We start from the raw sequence: 25311 nt of genomic DNA on the forward strand, positions 1-25311 counted from the left end.
CGGCAATAATCTTAACAGATTAGTGCGCAGTTTTCTGTAGCCATTATTCAGAATGCTGGATATGGCTGATATGAAAATCTGATAAGCAAATTGAACTGTGCATAGAAAGCTGAAAACAGATAGAAAACAGAAAGCTCGAAGTCAGTTATGGAGGAATTTGACCGAAAATAAAATATAAATGAGTTTCATGAAAGTGTCATATGACTGGGGCAATATAGAGTCAACTGTGACAGGCTCAGGAAGATGACAGTCCTGAGAAAATGATCAATTTTATTGCAAAACATGAATAAAGTTGAGTGGATAAACGGTTTTTATTTAAATAAATTATTGATTTTTATTTTTTAATTTTAATTTTAATAGTATTTAGCTTTAGGATGAACGGCAGCAAGAAAGTCTAAAAAATTGGTCTATATGACGGTGCTTTGTCATATAATTGTCACAATTAAACTGAACAATATGGGGATTCTTGAATCCTCTATTCCTGCTTGCATGAATTCTAATCAAACTCCCTCAGGTTCAGCCCATCAGTCGCCTTCACATAAGTCGACTAATGTTCATGTGCCAACACCGAAATTTTTTATGCCGGTGTTTCTGACTGTAATTATTTCTACGCTGATTTATATCGGCTTTCAGTTGACTTCAGATCTGGCGCATGTTCCAGCAATCGGTCTGTATTCGATGATTCTTTTAGCCACAGCGCTATTTATTGCGCTGGGCTTTGAATTCGTCAATGGTTTCCACGATACAGCCAACGCGGTTGCCACCGTAATCTATACCAACGCATTGTCTGCACCGGTTGCAGTCATGTGGGCAGGTTTCTGTAATTTCCTTGGGGTAATGGTGGCCAGTGGTGCCGTTGCTTACGGGATCATTGCATTACTTCCTGTTGAACTGATTATGAACGTGGGTACAGGTGCCGGTTTTGCCATGGTCTTTGCCATGTTGATCGCCGCGATTCTCTGGAATCTGGGCACCTGGTTCCTGGGTATTCCTGCTTCGAGTTCACATACCCTGATTGGTTCGATTCTGGGTGTGGGCATCATGAACTATCTGCTCAATGCAGGTGGTGGTGCTTCCGGTGTGGACATGGAGCAGGTGATGAAAGTCGGTAAGGCGCTGTTATTTTCGCCTTTGATCGGTTTTGCTTTTGCTGCAATCCTGTTCTTGCTGGTGAAAAAAATCTTCAGAAAGCAGCTAGAACTGTTTAAGCCACCTGAAGGTAACAAGCCACCACCACCATTGATTCGTGCCATTCTGATTTTTACCTGTACTGGCGTAAGCTTTGCCCATGGTTCAAATGATGGTCAAAAAGGTATGGGCCTGATCATGCTGATCTTGATCGGTTGTGTACCATTGGCATACTCGTTAAACAAGAATCTTGATGCACAGCATATCCAGTCTTTCGGTCAGTTATCTGCTCAAACTGCTGATGTGATCTATCCACAGCATGATGATATTCCGGATGAACAGGCACGTGCCGTAATTACCAAATATATTCAGACTAAAGAGTTAAATGCTGAAGTTGTACCAGCATTGGCAAGCTTAACGGATCATTTGGGTGAAAAAGTCGGTTCATACACGAACATTAAAGATGTGCCTGAGGCGCAAGTTTCAGAATTCCGTAATGACATGTACTTGAGCACCACAGCATTTAAACGCTTGGATAAAGCAGAAGCTTTACCTGCGATGACTGCTGCACAGGAAAAAACAGTTGACGACTATCGTGATAACCTGGATTCATTCTTGCAATACATCCCGACTTGGGTAAAAGTAGCAGTTGCTTTGGCACTTGGTCTAGGTACCATGGTGGGCTGGAAACGTATTGTAGTGACTGTAGGTGAGCGTATTGGTAAACAACATATGACTTATGGTCAGGGGATGTCTGCCGAGCTGGTAGCCATGACTACAATTGCTGCTGCAGACGGTTTCGGTATGCCGGTATCAACGACTCATGTTCTGAACTCTGCGGTTGCAGGTACGATGGTAGCGAACAAGTCTGGCCTGAACTTCCAGATGGTAAAAACGATTCTGTCTGCCTGGGTGTTCACACTGCCAGCAACGATCTGTCTGTCAGGTGGTTTGTACTGGGTACTGTTAAAAGTTTTCTAAGAAAATTTGATGTAAAAAAACGCTGCCGAGGCAGCGTTTTTTATGACGTTTTGAAAAGTTTAAAAATCGAAAGGTTTTAAATTATGATGAAGGCGACAGGGATGTCGCCGTTAGGCTGTCTTGAGTAATTTTTTAAAGCAATGCTTAAAAAATTACTCAGGATATATCATCAGCCTAACAAAAGATTTTTTACCTTGCGCGGCCGTGCTGCTCATCTTTCAAAAGTAAAGAAAAAAAGAATGTATAGAATGGATCAACTTCAATTTTCTTTAAAGTCCATTCATAAAAATTTGAAAGATTCAAAGCCTATATTGACCTCTTCCTTGCGCAGCAGTGCTGCTCATCTCCTAGGAGGAAAAAGAACTTTAAATTTACTTCTTCAACTTACCTAACAATCCTTTCGGCAACTTATCCGTCGCAAAACCATACAGCGCAGCAAATGGCAGTGCAGTACGTGCCAGATAAGCCACTCTCCATAAACCACCATGATTTGCACCGGACATCATCAGCTCAAGTGGATGATTCAGTTTTACATCTGGATTAGCCACAGACTCCGGATTACGCAGATCATGAATCCATAAGGCTGCCATAATCGCATTGGTAGTTTCTGGTGCAAAAGCTTCAACATCAAACAGGCTGGCACCATTAAACGCAGCCTTAAGCAGCGGATTCTTGGTTACAGAATAAGTGGTTGTAGAAGGTGCGATATTAATACTGACACGTTGGCCATTGGCACGTGCCAGTGTGGCACGCCATTGCTGGATGCGTTTTGCCAGCGCATAGTTCGGGCCTTGTTCAACGACCAGACAGTCACATATGCCGTAGGATTGATCAGCAACTTTGAATAAATCTTGTGCATTTTTCTTAAAGAAATTTTTGCGTGAGATTAGCGAAATACCTTTGGTCAAAGTACTTTCCAGTTTAGACAATTGCTGGTATTTGCTTTGCGATGCTTGAACCACTTCTTCTGGTACGGCATAGACGTCAGTTGGCGTACACATATACATCAGACTGGTATTGGCTTTCTGCTCGCTAACGTGTTTCATGATTGCATCCATTGCCATGGAAACACGCACATGTTTTTCACCATCCAGATAGGCGATTGCTGCCAGATCCAGGTTTTGCTTGAACTGAATCAGCCATTGGGCAATTTCTGGAATTTGCGTCAGCAGGTTGGCACCGAGCTTCTCTTTTAGAACTTCAATTGAAGTATCTGCTGGCAGAGTTTCAGCTGAAGGCGCATATAAAGTAGCATTACCTTCACTTACCGTATCCAGAATCTTGCTCCAGACACGGGTATTGGGCAGGTCAATTGCCACGATATTGGCTTTCCATTTAGATAACCAGGTCAGTGGACCCGCTTCAGAAGCAGCACCGAACAGCACCGTGGTACGATCTGACAGGTCAAACCATTCCGGATGGGCAATACATTCACGCAGGGCATGAGCATGACTTGGCTCGACGATACCACGTTCTTCCCATAGTTGGATCTGGTCCAGTAGGGCTTGTCCCTGCAATTTTTTACCATGATAAGGCACATACCATTCAGGAGCTTTTTCAGACTGACCTTTCAGCTGAAAGGTACTCAGGTTTTGCGCAGGTAAAGACATTACATCTTTGAGTAGATGCTTCTGGCCATCACGGTAATATTCAAAACTGGCATGCGCTGTTTCCAGACCTTGTTGGGCAATATTCAGTGCTGCACCTGGAGAGCGCAGGCCATCTTCAACCAGATGTTTAAAGTGAACCGGATATTGCTTACGCCAGTTTTTTTCCTGTTTAGCTGCGCTGGCATGTACAGGATCAACAGCGTTTAAGGCTTCAGAAATGATAGTGCGGCCAATTTTTGAAGTGCTAGGTTTTTGTTGTGAAGCAGAAATAGGGAATTGAAGACCGTCTGGGGAATTGGACATGCAAAATATCTCGCGATTTACAGCAATTAATATACAGATGTATACATTATCACTGCAAAATCCACCCCAAGGTTGGCAATATATGACATCCTGACTTTTAAAATTATTACGAGATGTTTCGAAATAAAAGGAAGCATATGGCTTCCTTATCATCATTCGTTTAAAAACTAATTCTCAGTACCCTTGATGAATGAAAGAATCTAGAAGGGAAGTTGAGCCAGTTTATTCAGGAAGTGTGGAATAAGTCGAGGTTCCAGGATAATAGTCATAATCACACCATAAGCCGCCCCCCAAAGATGAGCACTGTGATTGATATTGCTGTTCCCGCGTTTGCCAGACCAGACACTATAAGCGACATAAAGCACAGCAAAAATAATGGCCGGCACAGGAATAAAGAACACGAAAATCAGTTTCCATGGCTCAAACAGAATATAGGCAAATAGCACTGCTGATACTGCACCCGAGGCACCCAGACTTGCCCAGCGTGGATTATTTTTATTTTGCAGATAACTCGGAATAATGGCTGCAATCAGACCACCCAGATAGAACAGGACAAAGCCCAGATCATAAAGATACTGGCGATAAAAGCTCTCGATAATACTGCCAAAGAAGAACAGTGTAATCATATTGAACAGTAGATGTGTGCCATCTGCATGAATAAAGCCATGCGAAATAAAACGGTCATATTGACCACGTTGAATTGCCGGTGGCCAGAAAATCAGACGGTTCATGACCTGCTCTTTGGAAAAGGCAATAAAAGAGATGATGCAGGTAATCAGAATAAGGGTAACGGTATGATTAAAGGGTAAATGCAGCATAGACGGCAGTTCTAATTCTGAAGTAGTGATCCTTAATCTTGCCATTATTCTGACATTTAGGTAGTACTTTTATAATAAATCCGACAATTTTAGTTGAAATTTTAAATTTACCCCGCATCTTCAGTTAAAATGGCAGCTTCAGCTTGAGGAAATTATTGTTATGTCGACTGAGAACAGCAGCACTGCAGTTACAGAAGAAATTCCAAATCTATTGATTACACCGACTGCACAAGAGTATTTAAAGGATCTACTGGAAAAACAAAATACACCAGGTATTGGTGTACGCGTTTTCGTGGAAAATCCGGGTACACCGCGCGCTGAATGTTGCATGGCTTATAGTGCACCAGATGAAGTTGTACCGACAGATTACAAACAGGATTATCCAGAATTCCCTGCGTACATCGATACTCCATCTATTCCTTATTTGCTTGATGCAGTAATTGATTACAACAAAGACCGTTTTGGTGGTCAGCTGACTTTCCGCGCACCAAACTCTAAAGTGCCACGTGTAGGTCCTGATGCCTCTGTAGAAGAGCGTATCACTTACGTGCTTCAGTCAGAAATTAATCCAGGTCTGGCAGGTCATGGTGGTAACTGTGCACTGGTTGAAGTGGTTGAAGATCCTGAACACGGTTTGACTGCTGTACTTAAATTTGGCGGCGGCTGTCAGGGCTGTTCAGCAATTGACGTGACTTTGAAACAAGGCGTTGAAACGACTTTGAAACAGCACGTTCCAGAACTTGCACGTGTGGTTGACCAGACTGACCATAGTCAGGCTGAAGGTGCATACTTCAAGTAATATCCTGATTTAAAAAAAATTTAAAAGCCTCGCAAAAGCGGGGCTTTTATTTACTTTGGATTTTAATGAGAATTGTTATCAAAATCATTTACATTAGATTTTTAATCTATTACAATCCGCAACAATTCGGACATGATCTCTACATAACAATCGGGGTACCAGCGTATGAATACGCCATTCTTGAAATCCGCTTTAGCTTTCGCAGTGCTTTCTGCATTGGCTGTTCAAACACAAGCTGAAGTACAATCAGTTGACAATACTAAAGAACTACAAGAATCTACTTCATCGCTTGAAGCTCCTACATCTGATGCCGTTAAACTCAATACGATTGTAGTTACTACAGCAGGTGGTTATGAGCAAAACATTGCGGATGCAGCAGCAACAATTTCAGTGATTACAGGCGAAGAGTTAGCAAAAAAATCGTATAGCGATGTGACTGATGCACTTAAAATGTCCCGGGTGTTTTTGTGAATGGTGGTGGTACCAACCAAACCATTTCAATCCGTGGGATGGGTTCAGCTTATACCTTATTCTTAATCGATGGTAAGCCAATGAATGATGGTAGCCTATTGACCACAAACGGTGGGGTAGCGGGTGCATCTGTAAACTTTTTACCACCTATCGAAGCGATTGAACGTATTGAAGTGATTCGTGGTCCATCTTCATCTTTATATGGCTCAGATGCGATGGGGGGGGTGATTAACATCATTACCAAAAAACATCAGGATCAGTTGACCGGAAGTATTCGTACCGAATATATCAAGGCGGGCCAATCAAATGATGTGAATAACGATGCAACAAATACCAGTTTATATGTCAATGCACCTTTAATTGATAATTTATTGTCATTACAGGTAAATGCTGGTTTTCAAACCATTGAAGAAAGTGATTTACAAAAAAATAATACCGAATCTGCTGAAAGTGATCCTGAATTTAAAAAGAAAAATTTAGGTGCAAAATTTGTTTATACGCCAAATGATAAAAATACGATTACTGCAGAATATATAAACACCCAGCAAGAAAGAACACATAATCCTGGCAAAAGTATGTTGCCAGAAAGTAGCCGGACTTATTCTGAATTAGAGAAAAATAATTATAATTTAATTCATGAAGGTAAATATGAAAATTTAGTAGTTAATTCATATTTACAATATGATAAAGACCAAAATAATGCGATTACTGGCCGAACTGTCAATGGTGTGACCAACCCGGGCGGAATTTTATTTGAAACAATGACCGCAAACTCGCAAGGTACCTATTTCTTTGATCAACACACTTTAACGGTGGGTGGACGTTTCTTGAAAGAAAACTTAGAAGATGGGACGACCAACCAAGAGCCAACTATGGCAGGTAAAGTCACTAAAATGGATCGTTACCAATGGTCATTGTTTGCTGAAGATACTTGGAACGTCACTGATGATTTAGCATTAACCTTAAGCGGACGTTATGATGAGAATGAGTTCTTTGGTAGTAACTTCAGTCCTAAAGCATATGCAGTCTATAAAGCAAATGATAATTTCATCCTGAAAGGCGGTGTAATTTCAGGATATAAAGCTCCAAGCTTACGGGATTCATCTTCAGACTATCGTTTAGGTTCAATGGGTGGCGCGATTATTGCCAACCCAGATTTAAAACCAGAAAGCAGTTTAACCTATGAAACAGGTATTGCATTTGAAGATTCAGATCTTGGTTTAACTGCAAGTCTGATGCTTTATCAAACCGATTTCAAAGATAAGATTACCCGTTCTGGCCGTATTGCAGGTAGTCGAGCTCAAGATGAAAATGGTAATGCTATTGAACTAACAGGAAGCGCATTGGATGAATGGATGGCAGATAGCGCATTTTACCAAGCTAATCCTGAACTTCCATATAGCAGTACAGGCTATACACGTAAATTCAACATCGATGAAGCAACAATCCAAGGTCTTGAATTAACAACAGATTATCAAATCACGGATTATATTAAATACAGACAGTCTTATACCTATACAGACAGTGAACAAAAAAGTGGTGCAGATAAAGGTAAACCTTTAAATGATTTACCAAAGCATATGTTTAATGCAGGTCTAGATTGGGATGTAAATGATCAATTACTCTTATGGACTCAGGCTAATTATCGTGGTGAAACAGCAGGTACATCAGCAGATGTGCGCACACCTTCTTATACGTTCGTGGACCTAGGAGCAGTCTATAAATACACAGATCAATTGCAGTTCTCGACAGGTATTTATAATGTCACCAATAAAAATGTCGTGGAAGATGGCAATAACTATGTACTGGACGGAAGACGCTATAGTTTTGCATTAAACTATAAATTCTAAGTCCATTCTTCATTGAATGAAATAAAAGGGGCAATTGCCCCTTTTATTTCGATGTTAAGAAATGTTTTGGCAAAGGTTTTAAAATAGGAAGATTATGAATAAAAATCAAGGTTATGTGTTGGATAGCGTTTATCCAATGTTTTTCTATAAAGAAACTCAACCAATTTGGTTAAATACAATCATCCAATTTCAAGGTTTTAAAACTCCCGATATTCGAGAAACATTTTCCTATTTAGAGTTGGGCTGTGCAACAGGAATTAACCTAATTGTTGCAGCAATTTATCATCCGCATGCAAATTTTGTTGGTGTGGATTTTAATCCGGTACATATTGAAACAGCCAATCGTTTTGCAAAGCAATTGGGTATTAAAAATGTTACGTTCATCCACAGTGACTTCGAGCATTTTTTACGGACAAATCAACAAGCTTTTGATTATATTGTGAATCATGGGACCTATACTTGGATTGCATCTCAGCAGCAACATACATTATTAGATATTGTCGCAAACTCACTCAAAGAGGGGGGAGTCTTTTATCTACACTATATGTGTAGTCCGGGGTCGCTCGCATTAGACCCCATACAGAAATTGTTGCATCTGGTTGATCAGCATACTGAAGTTACCTCGGAACATAGTATTGCAATCGGCAAAAAATTATTTCATGATCTCAATCAGGCAGGTACATTTATAAATCATCCAAAAATCGATGCAATTATAAAAACTTTAGACAGTTCAAATGCAGCCTTGGCGCATGAGTTTTTAACTGAGCATTGGAAGCCTTTATATAGTGTTGATGTGCATCGTCAAGTTTTTCAGACTACAAAATCGACTTATATTGCCAGTGCGCAGCCTTGTGAGAATTTAGACAGTATCAGTATTCCTTTGAATATGCAGCAGATGATTAAAAGTATTCAAGCACCTGCTTTAAAAGAATATTTAAAGGACTTAGCTCGAGATGCCAAGCAAAGAGAAGATATCTTTTTGAAGAATCCACAGATGTTTCATAAAACTGAGCATTTACAAGTACTGGGCCAGCTTAATTTTAAACTGCAATCGAATATTCCCAAAAATGGTATTCGTGCTTTTAAAACACCGATTGGTCAAATTCAGGCACCTGAGCAGGTAATTTCGGTATTACTTGATCTGCTGTCCAAACAAAATGCAGATTTTAAAACTTTATCTCAACTTTCAGTATTCAAAGAGAATTTCATATTTTTAATAGAAACAATCTTTTTAATGATGAATGAACAATATATATTGCCGATCCTCAATCCAATCGAACAGATTAATAGCGATTTAGTACAGCAATTTAATATACTTATGCAAGACAAGGGGATACGTTTAAAACTTATTCCAGAATGTGGAACAGCGATAGGAACCTAAAAAAAAGCCACCGATCGGTGACTTTTTTATTATTTAATAATTTCTAAAATCTTGAGTGTTTGTTCTAAATAATAAAACTGTTTCAGATATTGGCGTGCACGTTCACGTAAATGACCTTGTGAAATCATCTGCTGAATGACAGGGACCAGTAACACATTTAATTCATGTTGAATCAGCGACTCATTGATATTCAGATCACGAAGTAGCAGGTCAAAAGTGTGTTCCTGATTACGGACATACCAGGCATGTACGCCATCCTGTATCTGCTGTTGCAGATAATCGGTCTGGCGCATGTGATCCCAGATTTCATGGCCCAAATTCACAGTCTGGGTCAGGTCTTGTACTTCAATATAATTCTTTAATACGGACAGAGGCATGTCTTTGATTTTATGCCAGAGATTCGCTTGAAAATGATAAAGTTTTTCATCATCAAAATGCTGGTTCAGGATATTTTCACTCAACTGGCCAAGCTTGAGAATATTCTTTTGCAAGTATTTGGCAATGGTATTGTCCAGACTGGTATCAGTCACATTTTCCAGTACAGATTTGCCCATTTTCATAAAGCGGGAAACGCCCGGTACACTCTTGGCAATCACCGAATTATCCAGATAATCCTGAATTGAATGCTGGATCAATTGGCTGATCATGGCAGAGAAGGCGGGATTATTCACCACTTTCTTGATCAGGCGCTGACGATGACCACTTTTACTTGCGACATACTGAGCAATCTTATCAATGGTCAGTACAGGAATCACATCGGCAATCTTGGTATTGTCATTTGCAGGGTGGACCAGAGCAAAACGGATATGTTCTGCAATCTGTTCAATCAGAAAAGAGCTGGCTGCTGTGCCTAATATTTGTTTTTGCAATAGCAGGTTAATTTGCATCGGACTCCACAGATCTTTCAGGGTCTGTTTGCGGAACCAGAGATAAAAGGTCTGAAACTCATTTTGAATCGTTTCAGATTGAGCAAATGACTGATCTAGAAAGTCAAGCTGAGCTTCGATCAATTGCTCAATCATCGGGTGTTTCTGCATATTGATTCTAAAAGTTAATTTAAAGGGATGAGTTTATCAGCAAGTGGATTTTTTAGGGTCTGTGTCTTTGCAAGAAAAGGTAAATAATACTGTGCAACCTGTCTTTCTGCTTCAAGAATCGGTATATGACCGACATTGTTCAGGATCACTGGTGTTTCGGCACGTTTAAATAGGGAGTGCAGCTCTTTAGCCACTTCAACATTAATAATACGATCCTGCTTACCCCATAAAATCAACGTTGGTGCTTCTACAGTACGGGTCAAACGAGCAAATGTTTCCGGCGTGTAGATCCGGCTCAGCATGACAATTTGATCAATAGCTTTGCTGGTCTGCTCGGAACGGGAAATCAGCAGTTTTTCCTGGGCATGTTTTAACTGATCTGAGAGAGCAGGCGGATGCTGCATCAGTTTATGACTGACATCTTCCAGATCTCCCGGTTTGCTTACAATCAGGTTCTTTAAAGCATATGGATCACGAGTATAGCGCGTATTGGCGTTTTTATAGATTCCGGCACTATTCAGTAAGAACAGGCTTTGCGTATCGAAAGGATATTGAGAAGCATAAACTGTGGCAATCGACCCCCCTAGAGAATGTCCAGCAACATGCAGATTCTCATTGACATCCAAAGCTTCCAGAAAGATACGCAGTTGAGAGGTTACATTCGGTACTGAGAAATCAAAATCTGCAGGTGTACGGGTGTCACCATTATTGGGTAAATCGGGAACGATCACATGATAATAAGGGGTAAGAAACCGTGCGACACGATTCCAGTCGTCTTTGGTGCCCGCCAGACCATGAATCAGTAAAATAGACGGTTTATTGACATTCCCGCCCTCGTTATAGCTCCAGGAAATATGACCGACTTTCAGTGTTTTGCTTTTCAGACCCGCCTGTAGCCGTTCCTGAACCAGATACTGGCTAAGAATATTATTACTTGGCTGAGCACGCGTAGGAAAACTGACTTGGGCCTGACTTAGTGTGCTGAAGCTTGGGGCTAATATTAGAGTCATGGCGCAGAGTAATTTTGAGCGCTTTATTAATTTTCTTATCATGGCGTCACATTCCTTGTCTTGCATCCAGTGTACTGTTCAAAACAGTTTCATCCTGAAGCAAATCCACCTTGTTCGGATAAAATTATAGAGTTATTTCTATTGTAAATAATTGTGAAGTAATGTCACCAATAAGTTATTCGCATAAGTGAAAAAAAATCAGTTTTCATGTGAACTCTGATCATAAATTGAAATATTAGTGTGATGCAGGTCCACTGATAGAAATTTAGACAAGCTGATTTTTTGCAAGTGACATTCATAAATCAGAGGATTAAGATATTGCAACTTAAAACAACGGTGGTAAACACGAATGCTCACAGCTCAGGAAGCTATAGAACGTCTTAAAAAGGGTAACCAACGCTTTGTCAACGGTGAAACGCAGCATTTAAAATTATTATCGCATCAGCAACGTGCTGAAATGGCAGAAAGTCAGGAACCATTTGCTATTGTTTTAGGATGTTCAGATTCACGTGTGCCAGCAGAAATGGTATTTGACCAAGGTTTGGGTGATCTGTTTGTCATTCGCGTAGCAGGGAATATTGTCGCGCCGTCTCAGGTTGGTAGTGTTGAGTTTGCTGCAGAAAGCTTTGGTTGTCCTGTAGTCATTGTTTTGGGTCATACACATTGTGGCGCAATTCATTCTACGATTGAAGCACTGACCAATCCGGCAACTCCGCCATCTGCAAATCTGATGTCAATTGTTAACCGTGTACGTCCATCAGTTGAAATTCTGATGCAGACTGAACTGAAGGATGACCTGAACAAACTGTCTAAGCATGCAGTACGTTCGAATGTATTTGCTTCTGTGAACCAGTTACGTCATGGTTCAGCAGTACTGGAAAATCTCATTGCACAAGGCAAATTACTGGTGGTGGGTGCTGAATACTCACTGGAAACTGGTGAAGTCACCTTTTTTGATTTCTAATTTGAATTTTAAGAATGAATGATATTAAAGGCGCCTTAGAGGGCGCCTTTAATATATGGATAAGCATTATTTAACAGGATACTTTGTGCCTTGGCATTTGGATGTACCAGATCCTGTTGCATCAAGTTTTTATTTCCTGCCACCCCATTCAAAAAGAATGGTAACAATTTCACTTTATATTGCTGGCTCACCACCTTGTAATTATTTTCAAAAGCTTTTGTATAACTTTGACCATAATTTGGCGGCATTTTCATGCCAAAAAGAATGACTTTTGCTTTGGCTTTCTGACTTTGCTGAACCAGATTTGCCAGATTTTTCTGAATCATCTGTGGCGGCTGACCACGTAGGCCATCATTACCACCCAGTTCAATAACGACAATATGTGGCTTATGGGTCTGGAGCAGTTTAGGCAGACGTGCCAGTGCACCGCTGGTGGTTTCGCCGCTTACACTTGCATTGACCACTTTATGCTGTTTCGGATACTGTTGGTTTAAACGTTTTTGCAACAGATTGACCCAACCCTGTTCAGGTTGAATACCATAACCCGCACTTAAGCTGTCACCCAGAATCATAATGGTCTTTGCTGAAACCAGCACCGGCATCAGGCACAGGCCAAACAGTGCTAAGCTGCGGAATAAATAAGACTTTAGAATTTGAATATTCAGATGCATAGGAAAAGTATGATTCAAGATCGCCAGAAAGCTACCATCATGCCACAGCCAATAATTTCTGCTCAACAATTGACACAAAAGATACAACTATCACAAAAACAGTTGACGATTTTTGAGGACCTCAATCTGGAGATTCTGGCTGGAGAACAGGTGGCGATTACAGGACGATCCGGCTCTGGAAAATCCACCTTACTGGGCATACTGGCAACCCTGGATCAGGCCAGTTCAGGTCAGTTACAGGTCTGTGGCGAATCCATTACTGAAATGAATGAAGAACAGCGAGCCAAGGTCAGACTGGAAAATATCGGTTTTGTATTTCAGTCTTTTCAGCTGTTGCCACATCTGACTGCATTAGAAAATGTGATGTTGCCCTTGCGTTTACAGCCAAACTTCAATTATGCCGCAGCTGAACAAAAAGCGTTGAATCTGTTGCAAAGAGTAGGGCTGGACCGTCAGGCCCAGCAAACCCCTAAAGTGCTTTCTGGCGGGGAACAGCAACGTGTTGCGATTGCCCGTGCTTTGGTGAGTGAGCCAAAAATTATTTTTGCTGATGAACCGACTGGAAATCTGGATGGGGAGACCGCCAAGGAAATTGAACAGCTGTTATTTCAGTTAAACCATGAATTGGGTACCACTTTAATTCTCGTGACCCATGACCAGAAACTGGCACAACTATGCCAGCGTCATTTTGAGTTAAGCAATGGTCAGTTGACTGAACATGTGAATGGAGGATGATATGAACCTCTTCCGTCCTTTACTGACTCAAAGTTTTAAGACTACGGGCATTTATCTGCTAATCATTGCTTTGACCCTGGCAATTAGCGCGACCACAGCGCTTAAGTTCAGTAATGAGCAGATTCAGAATGCCGTGGCATTGCAAGCAGCGGAAATGCTGGCTGGAGATCTGCTGCTTAGTAATAATGAGCCAATCGAAGATGCCTGGCGAGAAAAGGCTGATCAGCTGGGTTTGCAGCAATCAGAGGTTACTGTATTTGGCAGTATGGCACATACCAATGACGAATTTGTCATGGTCAATGTCAAAGCCATTGATACTGCTTTTCCTTTACGCGGTGAGCTAAGAGTCAAACCTGAAGCTAAACAATTAAAACCGGGTGAAATCTGGCTCAGTCAGCGTGCCATGGATCTGCTCAAAGTTAAAGTGGGGGATCAGGTTAATATTGCCGACGCCTCATTCAAGATTACTGCCGTGATTGACTATGACTCTAATCAGGAATTAGGCTTCTCGGGTTTCTCACCGACCGTAATTATCTCTCAGGCAGATGTGGCACGAACCAATGCGATTCAGGTTGGTAGCCGGATTGATTATCGCCTGCTCATGGCAGGTGATCCGGACAGTGTTCAAACCTATCAAAAAGACTTTAAGAAGATTGTTAAACCGGGTATGGATACAGAAGCTGAGGAACAACAGTTTGAGGAGCAGAATAGTCTGCGTCTAAGAAATGCCAGTGAAAGCAATACCCGTTTGATGAAGCCGATTGCTAATCTGGATACCTTTTTGCAGTTGGCAAATATTTTGACCATCTTGCTTTGTGGTATCGCGATTGCCTTAACCGCACAGCGCTATGTACAGCAGAATCAGGATCATATTGCGTTAATGCGTTGTATCGGCGCGACGAAACAGCAAATTCTGGCGGCTTATCTGGCATTACTTGGACTGGTACTGGCAATCGCAATGCTCATAGGCACCATTGTCGGCATCAGTTTAGGTTATGCTTTGCTGCAACTCATGTTACAGCTGATTCCACATCTGCAGCTGCAATTCTCGGTGATGGCAATGCTATCAGGTCCATTACCGATTGCGATGTTGACCAGTGCTGTGGTATTGCTTGGTTTTGTACTGCCAAGTTTGTGGCAATTACTCAATACTGCACCGATCCGGGTTATCCGTCAGGAAGAAAAATCCGTACATTCCATGTTGTGGATGCTGGTGAGTGGGACACTGAGCCTGATTATTTTCAGTGTGGTGCTCACCGAGAATATTGTATTAACGGCTTGGGTGATTGGCGCCATTATTTTGCTTTGCGCTGTGCTGTATCTCACCGTATGGGGATTGCTGAAAGTCCTGCGTAATACAAAATCCCGGATTTCCGCTTATGTACGGACACCGTATCAGACTGCGTTACAGATCACCGCTTTGGCATTGGGCTTGAGTCTGATTACTGTATTAGCCGTATTGCGTACCGATCTGCTGGAACGCTGGCAACAGCAGTTACCAGAAGGTACACCGAACCAGTTTGTCTATGGTTTGCCGCCTTTTGAGATGCCGCAGTTGAGGGCCGAGTTAGAGCAAAATGGCTGGAACAGTACGCCGCTATATCCGAATATTCGTGGCCGTCTGATTGCCAAGAATGATCAGCCATTTGCTGCAGAGTTAGTCAAGAAGAGTAATACACTACGCCGTGAACTGAACCTGACCCAGACCGATCAGTATCCACAAGATAATGTGATTTTAACTGGCGAAGCGCAATTGAAACAGCCGGGAGAAGTTTCGGTTGAAGCCACGACTGCGGAAGAGCTGGGAATCAAGATTGGAGATAAGCTGACGTTTAGCTTACCTGAGGGACCACTAGAAGCCAAAGTGGTGAATCTGCGTAGTGTGGAGTGGGAAAGCTTTAGTCCGAATTTCTTCTTTATCTTTACTCCGAATACCATGGATGCCAATGCCGGTAGTTATCTGGGCAGTTTCTATGTGCCGGAACAGGAACGACCAAAACTGGTTCAGCTGATCCAGCAGTTTTCTAATACGGTCTTTATCGATGTCAGCCTGATTCTGAACGAGATCAAGCGTATTGTGAATGTACTAGTGCAGATCGTGACGATCTTGGCCTTACTGGTGAGTGTAGCAGGGATACTGGTTCTGATTGCCTGTCTGAATCTGCTCATGGATGAACGCAAGCGGGAGGTGGCTTTACTTCGCTCATTCGGAAGTTCCAAACAGAAACTGAAAATCATGCTTAGTCTGGAAATTGGCTTTATTGGACTATGTGCCGGAATTGTATCTTGCCTGTTTGCCGAAGTGATTAGTGCCGTCGCCAGTTACCGCATGGAATTACCGATTCAGCCACACTGGGAAATCTGGCTGATTCTACCGATCTTTATGACTTTACTCTGTGCGCTGATTGGTCGTTATCGACTGAGTTATCTGAGCGATATTCCACCGCTGCAAAGTCTGCGCGAACTGAATCAATAAAAATTGAAGATGCGTCAGTTACAGTTTTAACTGCTGATGCATCATCTCCAGAATCTCCTGCCAGAGTGGCTTAATAGGATCAATTAGGATCAAGTTATATTGATAAAGCCCATAGCAGGCTGCTAAAGCAGCTATGAGTGCGATGAATTGAATAAAACCTGCGCGTTGCAGCTTTTGCCCGGCATACCAGAGTACAGCCAGCACAGCGCCCATAATCATGCCACCAATATGTGCAGCATTGTTAATGCCAGCAATCATAAAGCCCATAAACAGGTTAATCCCCATCACCATCAGCAAGGTTTTTTTATCTAAAATAAAGCGCTGACGTGGAAGAACTGGCAGAATCGACAAGATAGTTAACGCGCCGCCCAAGCCCATGACAGCACCCGATGCACCAGCACTTACGCTTGGTAAAAGTCCCGGATTGGCGACCCCACCTTCAATTAAGGCATAACTATCCTGAATATTCATATAACCGCTGAACAGACTGCCCATCAGCCCAGCACAAAGATAGAGGCCAACAAAATACCAGCGCCCAAATAGCTGTTCTGCCACGCTTCCAAAAATATAAAGCGCCCACATGTTTAACATTAAGTGAATCAGGCCAAAATGAAAAAACATGCTGCTGAACACACGAATGGGTTCCGCCAGATAAGTCAAAGGTGCATAATCAGCACCCCAGCGGATGGCATCTTGTGTACTTGGATGGCTGGCATCTGTGCCAGTAAAAATCTGCCAGGCAAACAATCCGACATTCACTGCAATCAATACCGCAGTAAACCACCAGGTGTGGACATCCAGTTTACGGTGAATGGAAGGAGGTGCGTATTCAGACATGCTATTCTTGCGCTGTATGAGATATTTCAAATAAGCTTAACACGAAAAAATAACATCTTCAGGAGTAACCCACTGACATGAAAGCTTTTCTAATCCGAATATTCTTGCTGCTGTTCAGTGTGGTTTTATGTATTCAACTCTGGATCTTTGCCAGTCTGGCCTGGTGGCGTTTTAATCCGGTCAATACCACGATGATGATGCGGATTGATTATTGGACTGAACCCTCCAAGCCCATTCAACATCAATGGCGTCCTTATGATGAGATCAGTACCAATCTGAAAAAAGCAGTGGTGACTGCGGAAGATGGAAAATTTGTGCATCATCATGGTTTTGACTGGGATGGAATTCAAACAGCTTTAAGCCGTAATAAAGAACAGGGTAAAGTTGTTGCGGGGGGATCTACCATTTCCCAGCAGCTGGCAAAAAATCTGTTCCTGTTCAACAAACGTTCTTTTCTGCGTAAAGGCCAGGAAGCGGTTGCCACCTGGATGATGGAACGCATGTGGTCGAAAGAGCGTATTCTTGAAGTGTACTTAAACTCGATTGAGTTTGGTCATCATATTTACGGGGTGGAAGCGGCCGCCAAACATTATTTTGGTAAAACTTCAGAAAGTCTGACCAGAGAAGAGGCAATTTTCCTGGCGGCAATTTTGACCAATCCAAAATATTTTGAAGAAAATCGCAATGCTTCTGCTTTAAAAGCACGTAAACGCATGATTCAACGTTATATGCGCTATGCAGAATTACCCTGACAGTAAAAAATCGTTATAAAAAAATTGCCATAAAGCCCGAGAATTCGGGCTTTTTTTATGAAATTGTCATAAATTTGAAGCATACTGATACTATTGACTCAGGCTTTAAAACGATTAAAGGTTCGATATGAATACGGCAGCCAACAGCCCTTCGGTACAAACTGAATATACCTATAATGACCGGTACATTAACCGGGAATTGTCTATTCTGGATTTCCATTTGCGTGTCCTGGAACAGGCTGTCGATCCTTTACATCCACTGCTTGAACGCATGAACTTTCTGCTGATTTTCTCGCGTAATCTGGATGAGTTCTTTGAAATTCGTGTGGCTGGGGTGATGGAACAGCTGGATCTGGGCAATGAAAGTCGTAGTCCGGATGGCCTAACGCCGAAGCAGGTGCTGGATCAAATTTCCAAAACTGCCCATGCTGCCATTGAACGCCAGTACCGCATTCTGAATGAAGAAATTCTGCCTAAACTGCGTGAAGAAGATATCTGTTTCCTGCGCCGTGGTGAGCTGACACCAGCACAGTCACAATGGATAAAAAAATATTTTCAGGAACAGGTGGCACCAGTCTTAACCCCGATCAGCCTGGATCCAGCCCATCCATTCCCACGTTTAGTGAATAAGTCGCTAAACTTTATTGTGACGCTGGAAGGGAAGGATGCTTTTGGCCGTCAGATCGATCTGGCTGTTGTGCCTGCACCACGTTCACTACCACGTGTGGTACGTTTACCAGATGAATTAACAGGCGGCAAGGAACATCATGTGATGCTTTCCGCAATTATACATGAACATGTTTCTGACCTGTTTCCTGGTATGACTGCAACAGGCTGCTATCAGTTCCGTGTAACCCGTAATGCTGATCTGGCTTTAAATGAAGATGTCGAAGATCTGGCGATTGCCTTAAAAGGTGAATTGAACTCGCGTCGTTTTGGGCGTGCAGTACGTCTAGAAGTTACAGAAAACTGTCCAAAACATATTTATGAATACCTGCTGGATGAATTTGATCTAGAAGAAGAACATCTGTACAAGGTTGCCGGACCGGTCAATCTGGCACGTCTGTTATCGAATTTTAAACGTCCACATTTACGCTATGATTCACATACACCAATCGTACCGAAAGTACTAAAGAAATCAGAAAATATCTTTAGCGCGATGCAGAAACAGGACATCCTGCTACATCATCCCTTTGAATCATTCTCGCCTGTAATTTCATTACTGCGTGAGGCTGCGCGTGATCCACAAGTCCTGGCAATCAAGCAGACCTTATACCGTAGTGGAGCGGACTCAGAAATTGTTCAGGTACTGGCTGAAGCAGCACGGAATGGCAAGGAAGTGACTGCGGTCATCGAACTACGTGCGCGTTTTGATGAAGAGTCTAATATCGCTGTAGCCAATGTCCTGCAAGAAGCGGGGGCCGTAGTTGTCTATGGCATTGTTGGCTATAAGACGCATGCCAAGATGATTTTGGTGGTACGCCGTGAAAATAACAAGCTGATGCGCTATGTACACTTGGGTACCGGGAACTATCACGCGGGTAATGCGCGCATCTATACCGATTATGGACTGTTAACCACAGACAAAGAACTGTGTGAAGATGTACACCGTATCTTCCAGGAACTCACCGGTATGGGAAAAATGGCCAAGCTGAAAAAGCTGTTACATGCACCATTTACATTGCATACCCAGCTGGTGAATTACATCGACAATGAAATTGCCAATGCCAAAGAAGGCAAAAAGGCTCAGATCATTGTCAAAGTGAATGCGCTTACAGAACTACAACTCATTAATAAATTGTATGAAGCATCGCAAGCAGGCGTGCAGATTGACCTGATTATCCGTTCGATCTGCTGTTTACGTCCTGGTTTGCCGGGCTTGTCGGAAAATATCCGTGTTCGTTCCATCGTCGGACGTTTCCTGGAACATACCCGCGTGTATTACTTTAGCAATAACGGCAATTCCCGTATTTATTGCTCAAGCGCAGACTGGATGGACCGTAACCTGTTTAATCGTGTTGAAGCCTGTTTCCCGATTGAAGATGAAACATTGAAAAAACGCATCTATCAGCAAGGCTTATTGAACTATCTTAAAGATAATCAGCAATCCTGGTTGCTGCAAAGTGATGGTACCTGGATCCGTACACAACCTGCGCAAGGTGAACAGCCGCATAATGCACAGCGCGTGTTACTGGAAACCTTTAAATAAAACATAATCTTTTAAAAAGAGACTGAATTTTCAGTCTCTTTTTATATAAATATGCTGTTTCTAAAAATAAAAAAAGGAACCAGTGTGGGCTCCTTTTTACGTTAGCAGTATCTTTATTGCTGCGCGATCTTTTGCAGGATAGGTAGCAGTACATCAAATTCGCTTTGTAGCGGTGTACTCTTACGTGTCACCAAAGCCAAGGTGCGGCTTGGTGCAGCAGCAATCTTTTTCACCTGAAGTTCAGGATTGGCTTTAATCATGTTGGTATGAAGTGCAATTTCAGGCAACAGGGTAAAACCAAGATTGGAAGACACCATCTCGATCAGCGTTGGCAATGAGCTTGCTTTCAGGCGATGATCATTCTTACGCTCACCAATTGGACAAGCACTTAAAGCATGATCACGTAGACAGTGGCCTTCTTCAAGTAACATTAAACGAGAAAGATCCAGATCTTCTAAGGAAGTGGCCTGAGCTGCATTCTGATCTGACTTGTGGTGAACCACATACAGATCTTCTTTCACAATTTCAGCAACTTTTAGGCTACGTGTATCAAAAGGCAGGGCCAGTACAACCATATCCAGGTTGCCATGTTCCAGCTTTTCAACAATTTTTTCACTTTGTGCTTCGTGCAGATGCAGCTGAATTTTCGGCAACTGTTTATGCACTTCATCAAGAAGTTGCGACAGAATGAACGGCGCAATGGTCGGAATCACACCTAAATGCAGATCACCTGTTAAAGGTTCACTCATCTCACGACTTAAACGCATTAAGTCCTGAGCATCAGCCAGTAGAACACGAGCGCGTGCAACCACTTGCTCTCCGAGTGGAGTCAAGCGTACATTCTGGCGATCACGTTCAACAAGAACGCCACCGAGTAAACGCTCCAACTCCATGATCCCGCCCGATAGGGTGGACTGGGTCACAAATGAACGGCGAGCAGCTTCTGTAAAATGCAGCGTCTCAGACAGTGTTACGAGATATGACAGCTGTCTTAGGGATGGTAATGCAGCCATAGTGTCCTAATTTTATGATTTAAAATGATCAGCAAATAATTCGCTAAGATATGGAATAAAATGCGGTGGGATATCATGCCCCATTCCATCAATTAATTCAAATTTAGCACCAGATATTGCTTTCGCAACAGCCTTACCATGGCTGGGTGGTAGCAAGCGATCTTGAGAACCATGAACTACAAGCGTCTCTTGTCGGATTTGCTTATCCAGTTGCAGCAACGAGCCCGTACATAATATTGCTAAAAACTGTTGAAGTACACCCGCTGGGTAATAACTTCGATTATATAATTTACGGGCGGTCTGCATTGCCTCAAGCTGATTGATATAACCAGGCGAGCCAATGATGTTAAACAGTTTCAAACTATGGTCAATTATACCATTTTCATCCTGCGAAGCGGGTTTGCCAATCAGACTAAAGAGCTGTTTTGGAAATGGTGGAGGTAACAGACGCTGATTGTTACTGGTAAATAACAGGGCCAGCTTTTTAACCTTCTCAGGATAACGTGCTGCCAGAATTTGTGCAATCATACCACCCATCGAAGCACCGAGCACATACACCTCGTCCAGTTCCATTTTATCAATCAGCAGACTGACGTCATCTGCCATGTCATACAGGGTATAAGGTGCTCCCTGGTTACCCAGGCCTAGCATGAAGCGACCCATCAGTTTAATAGTATTTAATCGTGGACCTTTATGATGGACTTTAGAGGATAGGCCAATATCGCGGTTATCAAAACGGATGACCCGGAAACCTTGATCGATAAAAGATTTACAGAAAAAGTCCGGCCAATACAGCATCTGTGCACCAAGGCCCATAATCAGCAACAAGGTCGGGTGATTCTCCTGACCACCTACCTCTACATGCAATTCAATACCATTGCCAAGGTCAACCTTGGTTTCATGCATGAAAGCAGTATATGGTGATGGTAATAGACTCGATTGCACATGACTATTCATGTTAAGTTCCCTATAAAAGGACATTCTGTACAAAGAATGACCTTTGTATTTAAACCTTAAACCGATACAGGAATCAAGTCAGGAACCTGCTTAGTCAATGTAAGACGCTGTTTCGCTGCGGTAGCGCCTAATAGTACAAAGCCGCGCAGGGTTCCTTCAGTATCTGTGGCTTTGGCAATCATGCCATCCTCAAACTCTTCAGTGTCCCAGGTTACATCAATATTGGCGGGTGCAGGCAGTACAGTCAGGGGGGCAGCAGGTGTTTTTACCGCAACAGGCATTGCTGGATAATGCACTGCTGTCGTTTCACCATTCAAGGTTTTAGCCAGCGCACGCGCCTGCTGCATGATTGGCATCACATAAGGCAATAAAGTACCATTCACTTCAGCACAGTCACCGACAGCGAAAATATCAGCTAAATTCGTTTCGAGCTGGCTATTGGTCAAGATACCGCGACCGATTTGTACACCAGACTCTTTGGCTACTGATGCATTTGGTTGTAAGCCCACTGCAGACAGAACCACATCTGCAACGACTGACTGACCATTGGCTAATGTCACCAGGTAGTCACCATTTTCAACTTTAGAGACTTTCTCTACAGTCGTGCCTAATACAAAGTTAATACCAGTTTCTTCCAGGTTTTGCTGGAAAACATCTGCAACATGTGAAGGCAATAAACGGGCTAGAGGCTGAGGTGCCAAGTCAATTACAGTCACTTGATGGTCCGTGTGCTGAAGGTCATTGGCAAATTCACAGCCAATCAAACCGGCACCCAAAATCACTACCCGCTTATCTTCACGTTTTTCCAGGCTGGTACGGAAAGCTTTATAATCAGTCAGGTTGTTGACCACGTGAATATCGTCACTGCCATCACCAGCAATTGCCAGACGAATTGGCTGTGCACCCACGGCAAGAACCAGTTTTGAATATGCCTGTTTTTGCTCAGACTGATCTTTTACAACAGTCAGTTCATGTGCAGTAGCATCAATGGCTTTAACCCAGGTATGCGTTTCAATACGCATATTTAACTGAGCTGCCATTTTGGCAGCATCGCCCAAGGCAATATTTTCGGGTGCTTTTTTGCCCACTAAAGCATTGGAAAGTGTCGGTTTGGCGTAGTTGGTTGCATCATCGGCACAAATCATGACGAGTTCATGGTCTGGATTCAGCTTGCGGAATTCGCGTGCGACAGCATAGCCTGCCATACCTGAACCAATGATGACGATAGGATGCATATTTAACTCCATGCTTTTTTATAGATAGTAGAAAGGCATAAAAAAAGACCACTCAATATGGCCTTTGTTTGGGCGAAATCAGATTTCGATCATTTCAAAATCGACTTTAGAAACGCCACAGTCTGGGCAGGTCCAGTCATCTGGAATATCTTCCCATTTAGTACCAGGGACGATACCGTCCTGAGGCCAACCTTCCGCTTCGTCGTAAATCCATCCACAAACGATGCATTGATATTTTTTCATGTAACTCTCCAAAACCAGCGAATATGGAAGCTGGCTCAAAAATCCTAAACAGGCAAGACTCTAATAATATGGCATTTAATAGCGGACATATTTGGCTAAATTTTTACGCAGTTCTGTTCAGAAAGTAAAGTAGATAACAGTTTAAACAGCAAAATTAAAAGCAGAATAGTGATCCGGGTCAGTAAAAGTCCTTTACTCAAGCTTTTTATTCTCTTAGAAATGCCGGAATATAATTTTATTTATGCAAATAAATAAAAGCTTATTGTTTCTCACACTGAGAGAAATAAAAAATATTTTACCGTCGGGTAATGATTCATAGATTTAAAACAATCATTAAAGTTTTTATGAAAAAAGTGCTCTTATAAATTAATGAAATATAAGTAAATAATTGCATGTCAATAGGGGTGTTGCTGCAATAATACTCGGTTTTCCCTATCCTTTAGTCGTAATTCAGTTTAAAATTTGCCGGTTCCTTTTTCTTATCTAACGATCTCCCATGAGCAATATGTCTACTTCATTGTGGTCTCACATTCGTACTGTCCAGGATTTTCCAAAGCCGGGTATTAGTTTCTTTGACTTAACACCGCTTTTCATGAATAACATCGGTCCATTAACTGATGCTTTGATTGCAAGCATTCCTGCTGAAAAACTGGCAGAAGTAGATAGCTTTATTGCTGTTGAAGCACGTGGCTTTGTATTGGCAAGCTTGTTGGCACAACGTACCGGCAAGGGCCTGTTACTGGTTCGCAAGGCAGGTAAATTACCACCTCCAGTGGTTGGTGTGGGTTATAGCCTGGAATACGGTCTGGACCGTCTGGAAATGTCTGCTGAGGTTCAATCACAAAAAGTGATTATTGTAGATGACGTATTGGCTACTGGCGGTACATTGAAAGCTGTCAATGAACTGGCTGAAAAATGTAATCATAAAGTACTCGGCGCGAGCATTTTTCTTGATCTACCTGATTTACATAGTGATCTTGGGCTGAATATCTGGTCTGTATTGGATGACAAATCGAAGCCTGAAGCTAATGCCGCTTAAGCGCAACAGATGAATAAAAAGCCCTGCAATATGCAGGGCTTTTTTTATGGCTTCTTTAAATGTAATACTTAACTTTTTTGCAGATTCTGTTGAATTTGCAGGATCAGGGGATTGATCCGTTCCGGTGTTTCAAGGCGATGATGTCCACCGGGAACCGCTTCTACCTGCATATAATCTTCTAGTTGGGACTGTACTGCATGCATATCCAGTATTTCATCGCCTAACTCAATATAGGCAAGCTGAGGAATGTCATGCTGTAGGTCATTATCACAAATTGCAGGATAATCATCGCGGAAATAGGGGGCTAGGCTTGGATTGGCAATTACACAAGGAATCTGGTGTTGCTGTGACATTTTCAGTGCCCAGTAACCCCCCAGACTATGCCCAACCAGAATATCTGGATGAATTTTTTCAATCATCTCGTTATAAAACTCTGCCACAGTCGCATAATTGAGGTTGCGGTAATCCACATCAATGCAATATTTATGATCGGCATCGATGGCATGGAATTTCGTAGATTCTCGTGAAGAATCAAGTCCATGAAAAAAAAGGATTTTAGAGGTGCATTGGCTCATTATGGTGGTTCGTATCAATTCGTTTTATGGTCCGGCAATGATTTGCGTCAGGGAGCATTGTAGAACTTCTATACAGGGAATGAAGTTAGCATTTGGTCTAAAGACTTTAGTCCAAGCCGACCTTAGTCAAAAAGACTGAAAGGTTCTGTAAAGAATTTGATATTAAAACGTTATTTTTTGATTAATTGGTCAATTAAAACTGTATATTCCTCGGCTT

General features: G+C 42.2%; 22 protein-coding genes. 11 read left to right on the forward strand and 11 right to left on the reverse strand.

The window, feature by feature from the left end; all coding sequences use genetic code 11:
• Nucleotides 1–489: 489 nt before the first annotated feature.
• On the forward strand, nt 490–2109 hold the full coding sequence (locus F955_RS08470; protein ID WP_017401556.1) for an inorganic phosphate transporter: 1620 nt from the start codon (nt 490–492) through the stop codon (nt 2107–2109).
• Between the two features lie 371 nt (nt 2110–2480).
• Here F955_RS08470 and F955_RS08475 read toward each other — a convergent pair whose 3' ends face one another.
• Nucleotides 2481–4022, reverse strand: coding sequence for a hypothetical protein (locus F955_RS08475; RefSeq protein WP_004893438.1), 1542 nt, complete (start codon nt 4020–4022; stop codon nt 2481–2483).
• A 200-nt stretch (nt 4023–4222) separates the two neighbouring features.
• A complete protein-coding gene (locus tag F955_RS08480; RefSeq protein ID WP_008304768.1) occupies nt 4223–4840 on the reverse strand; it encodes a rhomboid family intramembrane serine protease in 618 nt (205 codons plus the stop codon).
• 160 nt (nt 4841–5000) lie between these two features.
• On the opposite strand from F955_RS08480, the gene nfuA reads away from it, so the two are divergent.
• The 4 genes from nfuA (at nt 5001) to F955_RS08495 (ending at nt 9341) form a co-directional block, all read left to right on the forward strand.
• Entirely contained in the window at nt 5001–5639 is a 639-nt protein-coding gene (gene nfuA / locus F955_RS08485; RefSeq protein ID WP_004810902.1) for a Fe-S biogenesis protein NfuA, read from the forward strand.
• Nucleotides 5640–5804: 165 nt separating this feature from the next.
• Nucleotides 5805–6110, forward strand: coding sequence for a hypothetical protein (locus F955_RS16845; protein WP_004893444.1), 306 nt, complete (start codon nt 5805–5807; stop codon nt 6108–6110).
• Entirely contained in the window at nt 6107–7960 is a 1854-nt protein-coding gene (locus F955_RS08490; RefSeq protein WP_004893447.1) for a TonB-dependent receptor domain-containing protein, read from the forward strand. The genes F955_RS16845 and F955_RS08490 overlap by 4 nt, the downstream gene beginning before the upstream one ends.
• 94 nt (nt 7961–8054) lie before the next feature.
• On the forward strand, nt 8055–9341 hold the full coding sequence (locus F955_RS08495; RefSeq protein WP_004893450.1) for a class I SAM-dependent methyltransferase: 1287 nt from the start codon (nt 8055–8057) through the stop codon (nt 9339–9341).
• 29 nt (nt 9342–9370) lie between these two features.
• Here the strand turns inward: F955_RS08495 and F955_RS08500 are convergent, their stop codons facing one another.
• Complete coding sequence (locus F955_RS08500) at nt 9371–10378, reverse strand: hypothetical protein (protein WP_004893453.1); 1008 nt, start codon at nt 10376–10378, stop codon at nt 9371–9373.
• A 14-nt stretch (nt 10379–10392) separates the two neighbouring features.
• A complete protein-coding gene (locus tag F955_RS08505; RefSeq protein WP_004893456.1) occupies nt 10393–11430 on the reverse strand; it encodes an alpha/beta fold hydrolase in 1038 nt (345 codons plus the stop codon).
• A gap of 307 nt (nt 11431–11737) precedes the next feature.
• Here F955_RS08505 and F955_RS08510 point away from each other — a divergent pair, with 307 nt between their 5' ends.
• The gene (locus F955_RS08510; protein ID WP_004810892.1) at nt 11738–12352 is read left to right on the forward strand and encodes a carbonic anhydrase; all 615 of its coding nucleotides are present in this window, start codon (nt 11738–11740) and stop codon (nt 12350–12352) included.
• A 35-nt stretch (nt 12353–12387) separates the two neighbouring features.
• On the opposite strand, the gene F955_RS08515 is transcribed toward F955_RS08510, so the two are convergent.
• The gene (locus tag F955_RS08515) at nt 12388–12954 is read right to left on the reverse strand and encodes an arylesterase (RefSeq protein ID WP_372510645.1); all 567 of its coding nucleotides are present in this window, start codon (nt 12952–12954) and stop codon (nt 12388–12390) included.
• A gap of 78 nt (nt 12955–13032) precedes the next feature.
• On the opposite strand from F955_RS08515, the gene F955_RS08520 reads away from it, so the two are divergent.
• Together F955_RS08520 and F955_RS08525 are read left to right on the forward strand one after the other, a co-directional pair.
• Nucleotides 13033–13758, forward strand: coding sequence for an ABC transporter ATP-binding protein (locus tag F955_RS08520; RefSeq protein ID WP_004893459.1), 726 nt, complete (start codon nt 13033–13035; stop codon nt 13756–13758).
• Nucleotide 13759: 1 nt separating this feature from the next.
• The gene (locus F955_RS08525) at nt 13760–16234 is read left to right on the forward strand and encodes an ABC transporter permease (RefSeq protein ID WP_004893461.1); all 2475 of its coding nucleotides are present in this window, start codon (nt 13760–13762) and stop codon (nt 16232–16234) included.
• An 18-nt stretch (nt 16235–16252) separates the two neighbouring features.
• On the opposite strand, the gene F955_RS08530 is transcribed toward F955_RS08525, so the two are convergent.
• Nucleotides 16253–17071, reverse strand: coding sequence for a rhomboid family intramembrane serine protease (locus tag F955_RS08530; protein WP_004893463.1), 819 nt, complete (start codon nt 17069–17071; stop codon nt 16253–16255).
• A 77-nt stretch (nt 17072–17148) separates the two neighbouring features.
• On the opposite strand from F955_RS08530, the gene mtgA reads away from it, so the two are divergent.
• Both mtgA and ppk1 read left to right on the forward strand, forming a co-directional pair.
• A complete protein-coding gene (gene mtgA, locus F955_RS08535; RefSeq protein ID WP_004810883.1) occupies nt 17149–17823 on the forward strand; it encodes a monofunctional biosynthetic peptidoglycan transglycosylase in 675 nt (224 codons plus the stop codon).
• A gap of 127 nt (nt 17824–17950) precedes the next feature.
• On the forward strand, nt 17951–20032 hold the full coding sequence (ppk1, locus tag F955_RS08540) for a polyphosphate kinase 1 (RefSeq protein ID WP_004893464.1): 2082 nt from the start codon (nt 17951–17953) through the stop codon (nt 20030–20032).
• Between the two features lie 113 nt (nt 20033–20145).
• On the opposite strand, the gene oxyR is transcribed toward ppk1, so the two are convergent.
• From oxyR to rubA, 4 genes are all read right to left on the reverse strand, one after another.
• Complete coding sequence (gene oxyR, locus F955_RS08545) at nt 20146–21045, reverse strand: LysR family transcriptional regulator OxyR (RefSeq protein WP_004893466.1); 900 nt, start codon at nt 21043–21045, stop codon at nt 20146–20148.
• A gap of 12 nt (nt 21046–21057) precedes the next feature.
• Nucleotides 21058–22002 (reverse strand): esterase EstB, encoded by a 945-nt coding sequence (estB, locus tag F955_RS08550; RefSeq protein WP_004893468.1) that lies wholly within the window; start codon nt 22000–22002, stop codon nt 21058–21060.
• Nucleotides 22003–22058: 56 nt separating this feature from the next.
• Nucleotides 22059–23237 carry an NAD(P)/FAD-dependent oxidoreductase gene (locus tag F955_RS08555; RefSeq protein ID WP_004893472.1) on the reverse strand — a complete coding sequence of 393 codons (1179 nt, stop codon included), beginning with the start codon at nt 23235–23237 and terminating at the stop codon, nt 22059–22061.
• A gap of 78 nt (nt 23238–23315) precedes the next feature.
• Nucleotides 23316–23480, reverse strand: a complete 165-nt coding sequence (rubA, locus tag F955_RS08560) for a rubredoxin RubA (RefSeq protein ID WP_004783011.1) — start codon at nt 23478–23480, stop codon at nt 23316–23318.
• Nucleotides 23481–23976: 496 nt separating this feature from the next.
• Here rubA and F955_RS08565 point away from each other — a divergent pair, with 496 nt between their 5' ends.
• Nucleotides 23977–24519: an adenine phosphoribosyltransferase gene (locus tag F955_RS08565; RefSeq protein WP_004810869.1), complete on the forward strand. Its 543-nt coding sequence runs from the start codon at nt 23977–23979 to the stop codon at nt 24517–24519.
• 68 nt (nt 24520–24587) lie between these two features.
• Here F955_RS08565 and F955_RS08570 read toward each other — a convergent pair whose 3' ends face one another.
• The gene (locus F955_RS08570) at nt 24588–25094 is read right to left on the reverse strand and encodes a YqiA/YcfP family alpha/beta fold hydrolase (RefSeq protein WP_004810867.1); all 507 of its coding nucleotides are present in this window, start codon (nt 25092–25094) and stop codon (nt 24588–24590) included.
• Nucleotides 25095–25311 lie beyond the last annotated feature (217 nt).

The organism is Acinetobacter schindleri CIP 107287 (assembly GCF_000368625.1).
GTDB lineage: Bacteria > Pseudomonadota > Gammaproteobacteria > Pseudomonadales > Moraxellaceae > Acinetobacter > Acinetobacter schindleri.

Bases quoted from the DNA above. Each gene is read 5' to 3' on its own strand.
- F955_RS08470 (WP_017401556.1), top strand. From the start codon at position 490: ATGAATTCTAATCAAACTCCCTCAGGTTCAGCCCATCAGTCGCCTTCA.
- F955_RS08475 (WP_004893438.1), bottom strand. From the start codon at position 4,022: ATGTCCAATTCCCCAGACGGTCTTCAATTCCCTATTTCTGCTTCACAA.
- F955_RS08480 (WP_008304768.1), bottom strand. From the start codon at position 4,840: ATGCTGCATTTACCCTTTAATCATACCGTTACCCTTATTCTGATTACC.
- nfuA (WP_004810902.1), top strand. From the start codon at position 5,001: ATGTCGACTGAGAACAGCAGCACTGCAGTTACAGAAGAAATTCCAAAT.
- F955_RS16845 (WP_004893444.1), top strand. From the start codon at position 5,805: ATGAATACGCCATTCTTGAAATCCGCTTTAGCTTTCGCAGTGCTTTCT.
- F955_RS08495 (WP_004893450.1), top strand. From the start codon at position 8,055: ATGAATAAAAATCAAGGTTATGTGTTGGATAGCGTTTATCCAATGTTT.
- F955_RS08500 (WP_004893453.1), bottom strand. From the start codon at position 10,378: ATGCAGAAACACCCGATGATTGAGCAATTGATCGAAGCTCAGCTTGAC.
- F955_RS08505 (WP_004893456.1), bottom strand. From the start codon at position 11,430: ATGATAAGAAAATTAATAAAGCGCTCAAAATTACTCTGCGCCATGACT.
- F955_RS08510 (WP_004810892.1), top strand. From the start codon at position 11,738: ATGCTCACAGCTCAGGAAGCTATAGAACGTCTTAAAAAGGGTAACCAA.
- F955_RS08515 (WP_372510645.1), bottom strand. From the start codon at position 12,954: ATGCCGGTGCTGGTTTCAGCAAAGACCATTATGATTCTGGGTGACAGC.
- F955_RS08520 (WP_004893459.1), top strand. From the start codon at position 13,033: ATGATTCAAGATCGCCAGAAAGCTACCATCATGCCACAGCCAATAATT.
- F955_RS08525 (WP_004893461.1), top strand. From the start codon at position 13,760: ATGAACCTCTTCCGTCCTTTACTGACTCAAAGTTTTAAGACTACGGGC.
- F955_RS08530 (WP_004893463.1), bottom strand. From the start codon at position 17,071: ATGTCTGAATACGCACCTCCTTCCATTCACCGTAAACTGGATGTCCAC.
- mtgA (WP_004810883.1), top strand. From the start codon at position 17,149: ATGAAAGCTTTTCTAATCCGAATATTCTTGCTGCTGTTCAGTGTGGTT.
- ppk1 (WP_004893464.1), top strand. From the start codon at position 17,951: ATGAATACGGCAGCCAACAGCCCTTCGGTACAAACTGAATATACCTAT.
- oxyR (WP_004893466.1), bottom strand. From the start codon at position 21,045: ATGGCTGCATTACCATCCCTAAGACAGCTGTCATATCTCGTAACACTG.
- estB (WP_004893468.1), bottom strand. From the start codon at position 22,002: ATGAATAGTCATGTGCAATCGAGTCTATTACCATCACCATATACTGCT.
- F955_RS08555 (WP_004893472.1), bottom strand. From the start codon at position 23,237: ATGCATCCTATCGTCATCATTGGTTCAGGTATGGCAGGCTATGCTGTC.
- rubA (WP_004783011.1), bottom strand. From the start codon at position 23,480: ATGAAAAAATATCAATGCATCGTTTGTGGATGGATTTACGACGAAGCG.
- F955_RS08565 (WP_004810869.1), top strand. From the start codon at position 23,977: ATGAGCAATATGTCTACTTCATTGTGGTCTCACATTCGTACTGTCCAG.
- F955_RS08570 (WP_004810867.1), bottom strand. From the start codon at position 25,094: ATGAGCCAATGCACCTCTAAAATCCTTTTTTTTCATGGACTTGATTCT.